Source organism: Priestia sp. SIMBA_032, from assembly GCF_046535215.1.
Lineage (GTDB): Bacteria > Bacillota > Bacilli > Bacillales > Bacillaceae_H > Priestia > Priestia aryabhattai.
In genome coordinates this window covers 1-244 of the sequence record NZ_JAWRXD010001369.1, presented here as the reverse complement: position 1 = coordinate 244, position 244 = coordinate 1, and the positions used below count along the sequence as shown (strand labels likewise).

General features: G+C 48.8%; 1 protein-coding gene. It reads left to right on the top strand.

Going from position 1 to position 244, the window contains the following annotated elements; all coding sequences use genetic code 11:
- Positions 1–48: 48 nt before the first annotated feature.
- Positions 49–244: hypothetical protein (locus SB717_RS38805; protein WP_410908579.1), on the top strand; the 196-nt coding region annotated here is incomplete at its 3' end.

Sequence of the window (244 nt, the reverse complement as noted above, 5' to 3'; positions counted from 1 at the left end):
ACTCTAGTAATGGCAAACTAGAGGTTATTTTTAGGGAGTGGAGTTCTCATGTCTAATGTTTATCGAGCAAATCGCAAGGCCTCAGATGCGGACATTATCCGCCTGAACAGTGTTGGACTGTCGTTGTCCACCATTGCGAAGCAACTGGATTGCCATCCAACCACGATCACCCTTCGGTTGAAGGCACTGAATATTGCCCCAGCCGATACGAGGCGGACTTTCATGGAGGACATCTTCCTCTCAC